This window comes from Streptomyces polygonati (assembly GCF_042650325.1).
GTDB lineage: Bacteria > Actinomycetota > Actinomycetes > Streptomycetales > Streptomycetaceae > Actinacidiphila > Actinacidiphila polygonati.
The window spans coordinates 629,753-636,728 of the sequence record NZ_JBHSBB010000014.1 but is presented as its reverse complement, the minus strand read 5'-3'; the positions used below and the strand labels follow the sequence as shown (position 1 = coordinate 636,728).

At 71.7% G+C, this 6,976-nt stretch carries 5 protein-coding genes; 1 reads left to right on the top strand and 4 read right to left on the bottom strand.

Annotation, left to right across the window (positions count from 1 at the left end; translation table 11 throughout):
- Window positions 1-140 precede the first annotated feature (140 nt).
- The 4 genes from ACFO3J_RS23400 to ACFO3J_RS23385 form a co-directional block, all read right to left on the bottom strand.
- Window positions 141-359: an MbtH family protein gene (locus tag ACFO3J_RS23400; RefSeq protein WP_386432455.1), complete on the bottom strand. Its 219-nt coding sequence runs from the start codon at window positions 357-359 to the stop codon at window positions 141-143.
- Window positions 360-1,371: 1,012 nt separating this feature from the next.
- Window positions 1,372-2,580, bottom strand: a complete 1,209-nt coding sequence (locus ACFO3J_RS23395; RefSeq protein ID WP_386432452.1) for a DUF3103 family protein — start codon at window positions 2,578-2,580, stop codon at window positions 1,372-1,374.
- A gap of 260 nt (window positions 2,581-2,840) precedes the next feature.
- Complete coding sequence (locus ACFO3J_RS23390) at window positions 2,841-4,844, bottom strand: FG-GAP-like repeat-containing protein (protein WP_386432450.1); 2,004 nt, start codon at window positions 4,842-4,844, stop codon at window positions 2,841-2,843.
- Window positions 4,841-5,917, bottom strand: a complete 1,077-nt coding sequence (locus ACFO3J_RS23385; protein ID WP_386432448.1) for a hypothetical protein — start codon at window positions 5,915-5,917, stop codon at window positions 4,841-4,843. The genes ACFO3J_RS23390 and ACFO3J_RS23385 overlap by 4 nt, the downstream gene beginning before the upstream one ends.
- A 268-nt stretch (window positions 5,918-6,185) precedes the next feature.
- Here ACFO3J_RS23385 and ACFO3J_RS23380 point away from each other — a divergent pair, with 268 nt between their 5' ends.
- The gene (locus ACFO3J_RS23380; RefSeq protein WP_386432445.1) at window positions 6,186-6,935 is read left to right on the top strand and encodes a D-Ala-D-Ala carboxypeptidase family metallohydrolase; all 750 of its coding nucleotides are present in this window, start codon (window positions 6,186-6,188) and stop codon (window positions 6,933-6,935) included.
- The last annotated feature ends 41 nt before the right edge of the window (window positions 6,936-6,976 follow it).

Genomic DNA, 6,976 nt, shown 5'->3' with positions numbered 1-6,976 from the left:
TGATCCGGCATCCCGCACCGGACCGGACGGAAACGCGGCCGGTCCGGAAAGCGTCCGCCGGTCCGGAAACACCGGTCAGGGAAAAGCCCCTACCCCGAGGACGCGGCGCCCGGACCGCGACGCCGCACCGGCCGGCCCGCTCAGCCGCCGGCCGTGTCCATGGCCGCGGCGAGGCTGGCCGGCCGCATGTCCGTCCAGGTGGCCTCGACGAAGCTCACGCAGTCGGCGTGCGAACTCTCGGCCAGCGCGATGTGCCAGCCCGCGGGCACGGCCGCGTCGGCCGGCCACAGGGAATACTGCCGCTCGTCATTGACCAGAACGAGGAAACGCGCGGTTTCGTCGTCGAACGGATTCGCCATCGGAGAACTCCCACACATCGCGGTTCGCTGACTTTGCCGATCGAGTCGGATCGGGCTGGTTCCGCTGCTCCGGTAAGGCATTCCAGCCGGTCCGACAATATTCTTGATCAGGGCCCGGCCAGCGTACAACAGCCGTCTTGGCGTTACCGGATTACGGCAACCGAGGTCAGGAATGGCTGATTAGTTTCGGGGGTGAGCAGTCACCCAGTGCCACCTTGATTCACCACTCCGAGCCGGGGTATACGAGGCGCCGTCAATTCCGGACAGATATTCGAAACCAGCCGACCACCCCGCCCCACCTGCGAGTTCTTGGGTAGTTGATTTTTGCACCGGATGGTTTCGTGAATAAATGTGAGGCCAGAACATTACGAATCGTGCCAGTCAGGGATGTCCCGGCGGCCTCGCGCGACTAGACAGCCGGTCAAGAATGGCCAGATCGCTGACTGGAAACCGACGATCGCGGGCATGACGCGGAAGGCAAGGTCGATTGGCATAGGACACCTGAACCGGAAGTCGGATATCACCTTGCCGTGCACTTCAGGGCGTTGCGCGGATGAACGGCGGGCGAGAAACGCGAACACCATCCGTCACAGGGGAAACTTTCGCACCGTGTATCCGGCGTGTTTCCGGTAGCCGCTCCCTGCCGTCCGCCGCGGATCGGCAGTCGCCGCGCGGACACCTGTGGGTGCCCGGGATGAGATCTACGACCTTGGACGTACGGCGGATACGGACAGGGGGCCAGCCGAAATCGCCCTGACGCGTCGTTGAGACGGGCGGACCACGGCCCGAGCGCGGTCGGGACCGGTCTCCGCCGACCACTTCCGGGAGCCGGGAGGCCGCGCAGCCCGTCGGCCGCCGGCGGTCGGCCGCCGCAGCCGGCAGCCGGGCGGTCAGCGGTCAGTTGTCAGCTGTCACCGGTCGGGCATCGGCTCCGCCCATGCGGCGCGCCCGGGAGGGGCGATCCCCGGCCCGGCACGACAGCCGCGACCGGGGACCGCCCCTCCGTCACGCGCTACAACTGCGCCACGAAGTACGGGTCGACCGTCATCCATCCATTGCCGCGGGCACCGTTGAGGCGGCCGGCGGAGGGCTGGGCCAGGGTGTACCAGGAGTCCACGTAGTCGTCGTCGTTGGTGTACCACGAGGACGGGATGGCGGCCAGGATCGCGTCGACCAGCGGCACGTACGCGCCCTGGTCGGTGATGGTGAGCAACGCGTCGGCGAGCGCCTTGGCCAGGGCGGCGTAGTTGGTGTCGCCGTCGTCCTCCATCATCACCACGTCGGCCAGGTCGTACTTGTAGTTCGACCAGTTCACCAGGATCTGGTTCGGGTAGTAGGTGGTGTGGTCGTCGTCGAGGTACGGCATGTCGACGGTGTCCACCCGTACCTTGCCGTCGAAGCCGAAGCCGCTGACGATCGAGTAGATCTCCGCGTCGCCCAGGACCCAGGGCTCCTCGTCGTCGTTGAGGTAGACCGAGTCCACCCGGGTGGTCCAGAAGCCGGCCACGGCTGGCGACGCGCCGGACTTGGTTCCGGACTCGGCGTCCGGCCTGGCGGCGGGCTTCCGGGCGGCCGGGGGCGAGGCCGCCGTGGTGAGGCCGGCCCGGGCGAGCTGCCGGTCGATTTGCGCCAGGCCCGCGGACATGGCCTTGGAGACGTCGATGTCGACGACGTACACCGGCTGTCGCGGCACCTCGCGCGCGCTGAGGGTGTGGGCGCGTCCCGAGCTGTCGTAGGCGGTGACGGTGGCCGCGGAGTCCGCGCCGGTGGCGGCGGCGACCAGCGGCACCGCGCCGGGGGTCAGCGCCGGACGCATGGAGTCGGCGCCGAGCCGCAGGACCAGCAGCGAACCGGAGTCCGCGGCAAGGCCCTTGGCCGCGGTGATGCCGCGGTCGGCGGCGGCGACGGACGGACCAAGGCCGCCCGGCGCGGCGGCCCGCGCGGTCAGTGCGCCGAGGGCGACCTGCCGGGAGCCGAGCGCCGCGCCGCGGACCTGGGCGCGCCAGGAGGGATCGGCGAGCGAGGCGGCGAGCCGACGGGCGACACCGGTCTCGATGCCGCCGACGGCGGAGTGGCCGGCGGCCGCCGACGACACGGACGACACGGGAGCCACGGGCGCGGAGGCGCTCGCGGTGGCGGAGGCGAGCCCCTGGAAGGCGAGGGCGGTCACGGCGCAGAGCGAGACGGCGAGGGCGCCGCGCCGGATGGGGGTGAGGTGCACGGAAAAGGTCCTCCTGGAGGCGTGCCGCGGCCTCCTTGTGGGCGGCGCGCGGCGGATGGGGAGCGTTCAGGACGGAGCCGGTGCTATGCGGGTAGATGTCCCCGCACAGAAGAAGGATGTCCGTAGCATGCCAAGTTGGCAAGACACTCCCGCCCGCGGCGGAGACCTCGGAGCGGCACGGCGCAGCGGGCGCCGCCGACCGTCCGCCGGGACGCCGGACGCCGGACGCGGGCCACCCGGCCCGCGTCCCAGTCGGACCGTCAGAACACGCTCTTGTATCCCTGCCACCCCGTGGCGATCTTCGTCCGGGCGCCGAGCGCTCCCTTGCCGTCACCGTTGTTGCGCCACACATTGCCGGCGGTGTCACGGGACACGATGTCCGCCTTGCCGTCGCCGGTGATGTCACCGACGCCGATGACCGCGTTGTACGGAATCCAGGTGGCGACGAGCTTCACCCGCGCCTTGAAGCCACCGGAGGCGTTGCCGTCGAGCCGCCACAGGGTGTTCGCGCCGTCTTGGGCCAGCAGGTCACCGACACCGTCCCCGTTGAAGTCGCCGACTCCCACGATCTTCTTGTAGCCCGACCAGTTCGCCGCGATCCGCACCGGCGCCGACAGCTTCCCCGCGCTCGTCCCCTTGTAGAGGAACGCCTCGCCCGTCGACGCCCGCCGCACGACCAGGTCCGGGCGGCCGTCACCGGTGACGTCCCCCGGCGAGGTCAGCGCGTTGAAGGCGTTCCAGCCGGTACCCAGCGAGATGTACGGGGTGCGCGGGCCGAAAGGCTGCCCGTCCAGGGGCCGGTACACCCGCAGTTCGCCGCTGCTGAGCCGGACGAGGATCTCGTTGCGGCGGTCGCCGTTCAGATCGCCGAAGGGGACCAGCGTCACCGTGGAGGGCCAGCCCGAAGCCGACAGGAAGGGGCCGAACCCGCCGGTCCCGTTGCCGGGCTGGTAGCGGATGGTGCCGGACGGCGTGACGGTGAGGACATCGCCGATCCCGTCGGGCGCGTTGGTGCCGCTGTTCGTGAAGTCGCCGCGTACGGCGGCCCCGGTGGAGACGGTCATCGTGCGCGCCCCCGTCAGCACGGCTCCGGAGCCGTCGGCGGGCCGCGCCGTCAGCTTGAAGGTATATGCGCCGTTGGGCACCAGCGCCCCGGCGGTGTTCCGCAGGTTCCAGCGCACGGTCAGCGTGCCGTCGACCTCGCCGCCGCTGAACGTACGGACCACGGCGCCGGTGGCCTTGCTGGTGAGGGTGGCGGTCCAGGAGGCGGCGGGCTTGGAGAGCACCCCGCGCCACTGCCACCACGGGCTGCTGATCGCGCCGCTCTCGTTCGTGTTGTCGGTCACCTCGGACTCGACGAACCCGAGCGGCTGGGTGGCGACCCCGCTGGGCACCAGGTGGATCTTCCGGTCCGCGTCGACGTAGGCGGCCGGTCCGCCGAACTTGTCCACGGTCCAGGTCACCCCGCGCAGGCTGGAGGCGCCCGCCGGCAGGTCGCCGATCTTGCAGGTGGTCGCGGCGCCGCCGGCGAAGGCGGTGAGGAGGAGCGCACCGGCGGAGGTGTCCTGCCGCACGAGGTAGCCGTCGCCGAGCAGCGCCGGGCCGGAGGGGACCGCGATGTTCTTCTTCGCCGTGCGGTCCCAGACACCGGCCGCGGCGGTGGGACCGCAGGACCAGTAGATCCAGCGGCCGACGACCTGGAGCTCCTTGGGGACGCAAGGGGCGCCGGTGCTCACGGTGTCGGTGGTCCGGCCGGTCCTGAGGTCCTTCGCCGTGACGGAACCAGTGGTGGAGCCCGGCGTCCACAGGCTGGTCCCCCACACGGAGGCGGCCGTGACGGAGCGGGTGAGGACGGGCTGGAGGTCGCCGTAGACGTCGAGGTCGCCGACGTACTGCTTGGCGGGGGAGGAGCCGTTGACGATCGCGTAGCGGCCGGTGATGTCCAGCACGGTCCCGTAGGCGGACGGCAGATAGAAGAAACCCGCCGCGTCGGTGTCGTCGACGGACCGGATGAACGACCCGCCGGGGAGGGGCTCGGGGGTGAGCGTCACCGCGCGCCCGTCGCCGGTGGCGTACGGGCCGGTGTCGCCGTTGGCCCACGACCGCAAGGTCTCGGCGCCCGGCGCGTAGGCCGTCGCGGTGGTCGAGACCCGGCGGGTGTAGTAGGCGCCCATGAAGCTGCTGTCGGCCTCTTCGGTGGCCAGGGTGCCGTTCTGCAGCGAGAGCCGGTCGATCCGCGCGGCGACCGGCGGGACGGCGGTCACCTCCGTGAGCGCCGGTGCGGCCGTCCCCGGGTCGGAGACCTCGCGGACCGCCCAGTGCCCGGAGTCGGCGCCGCCAACGACCAGCAGGCCGCCGTCCGGCGCCGGGGTGACCGAGGTGGCCGCGTGCCGGAGCAGGGTGATCGCGGCGCCGCCGGCGAGGGGGCGGCCAGCAGCGGCTCGCCGGATTCGTCGACGAGGTCGTGGGGTCCCGGTGACGGGACGGACCGGGCGACCACCAGCCAGCGGCCGGCGATGCCCAGGTACGGGGCGCCCTCGGCGCCGGGCAGCGTCACCGTCGTCCCCGCGGCGGAGAGATCGGCGCGGTCCAGGACATGGGCGGTGCTGCCGGAGGAGTACCAGACCAGCCGGTCGGCGCTCAGCGCGACGGCCGTCACGGCGGCGGGCACCGTCACGTCGGCGGTGAGTCTCGCGGCGGCCAGGTCCACCAGCGCCAGGTGGTTCGTACCCGCCAGCGCGTAGCCGATCACCGCGGTGCCGCTGTCGCCGCCGAGGACGGTGAAGCCGCCGGTGATCCCGGTCGGCCACCCGTCGACAAGAGTGCCTTCGGCGGGCGCGCCGCCGCCGAACAGCCACAGCAGGCGGTTGCCGTCGGTGTCCTGTGCCTGGGAGAGCACATGGACGCCGTAGGTGGCCCGGTAGACGCCGTGCGTGACGGCGACGTCCGTGGCCGTGCCCGCGGCCATGTCCCGGAGCACGACCGTGTCGCCGTGCGGACCGACCTCGGTCACGATGTCCGACGACGATCCGAGGTAGCCGGGGATCTCCAGCCGGGTGAGATCGCCGAGCGGGGTGGAGGCGCCGGTGCCGTACGACGTCCACGTACAGCCGGAACCGCCCTCCTGGGCATGCAGATAACCGCTCGGGCCCGCGGCGTACAGCCGGTCCGCGCGGGGGAGATAGCGGTCGGACTGGAAGACCTTCTCCGCCGCGAGGCCGGTGCTCCGCGCGGCGGTGTCCGCGCCGGCGGACACCGAGAGCGGTCCGGGCCCCGCGGTCACGGTGAGGACCGCCAACGCGGCGACGACCCCCCGGGCGGTGGTACGACGGGCCAACGCGGCCTCCTGTGCCTGGAAAAGAGGCGTGGCGGGACAGCGGCGCGCACGGCGCGCGGCAGTGGTACCGCCAAGAACGCTCAGCCCCCCGGCTGTCCCCCCACGCAAGAAGTCGTCAGGCTAACAGCAACTACACAGCCTTCCCACGGAGCGTGTACGGGCGAGGACGGTGTCTTCCGCCCCTTGAGCACCTCCAGCACCGGCGGCATGCTGAGTACCGCCGCACCCACGGCCGACCCGGACCCGAACGGTTACCGAAAGGACAACGATGACCTCGTCCTCCTCCCCCATGGACCGTCGCACCCTGCTGCTCGGAACGCTGGCCGCCGGCGCGGGAGTCGTGCTCGGACCGGTGCTGCTGTCCGGTTCGGCGTACGCCTACTCGTGGTCGCGGACCCTCACGCAGGGGATGACCGGCGCCGACGTCACCGAGCTGCAGATCAGGGTGGCCGGCTGGCCCACCAGCGGCGCCGGCCAGACCCGGGTCGCCATCGACGGCGACTTCGGCCCGGGCACCGCCACCGCGGTCCGCCTCTTCCAGTCCGCCTACGGCCTGTCGTCCGACGCCGTCGTCGGGCCCGCGACGCAGGCGCAGCTCAACGCCCTCCAGCAGTCGGACGGTTCGACCACGCATTTCGACTTCAGCGAGTTCACCGACCGGGTGAGCGGCACCTTCGACGGCGGCAAGGTCAGCGCCGCCGCGGCCAAGGAGAACGCCCGCCGCGCGATGTACAAACTCGAAGCGCTCCGCAAGAAGCTGGGCAACGTCCCGATCACCGTCAACTCCGGCTTCCGCAGCATCGCGCACAACGCCTCGGTCGGCGGGGCGAGCGACAGCATGCACCTCTACGGCACGGCCGCCGACCTCGATGTCCCCGGCGTGGCCAACAAAACCGTCTACCAGAAGGCGGAGACCTGCGGCTTCTCCGGCCTGGAGACCTACGTCGAGGACCACCAGCACGTCGACAGCAGGGCGGACCTGGGCCGCGCCTGGTGGTGGGAGGACGGCACCGTCTGACGCCCGGCACCGCCCGGCACCGCCCGGCCGGGCGCGGGGCC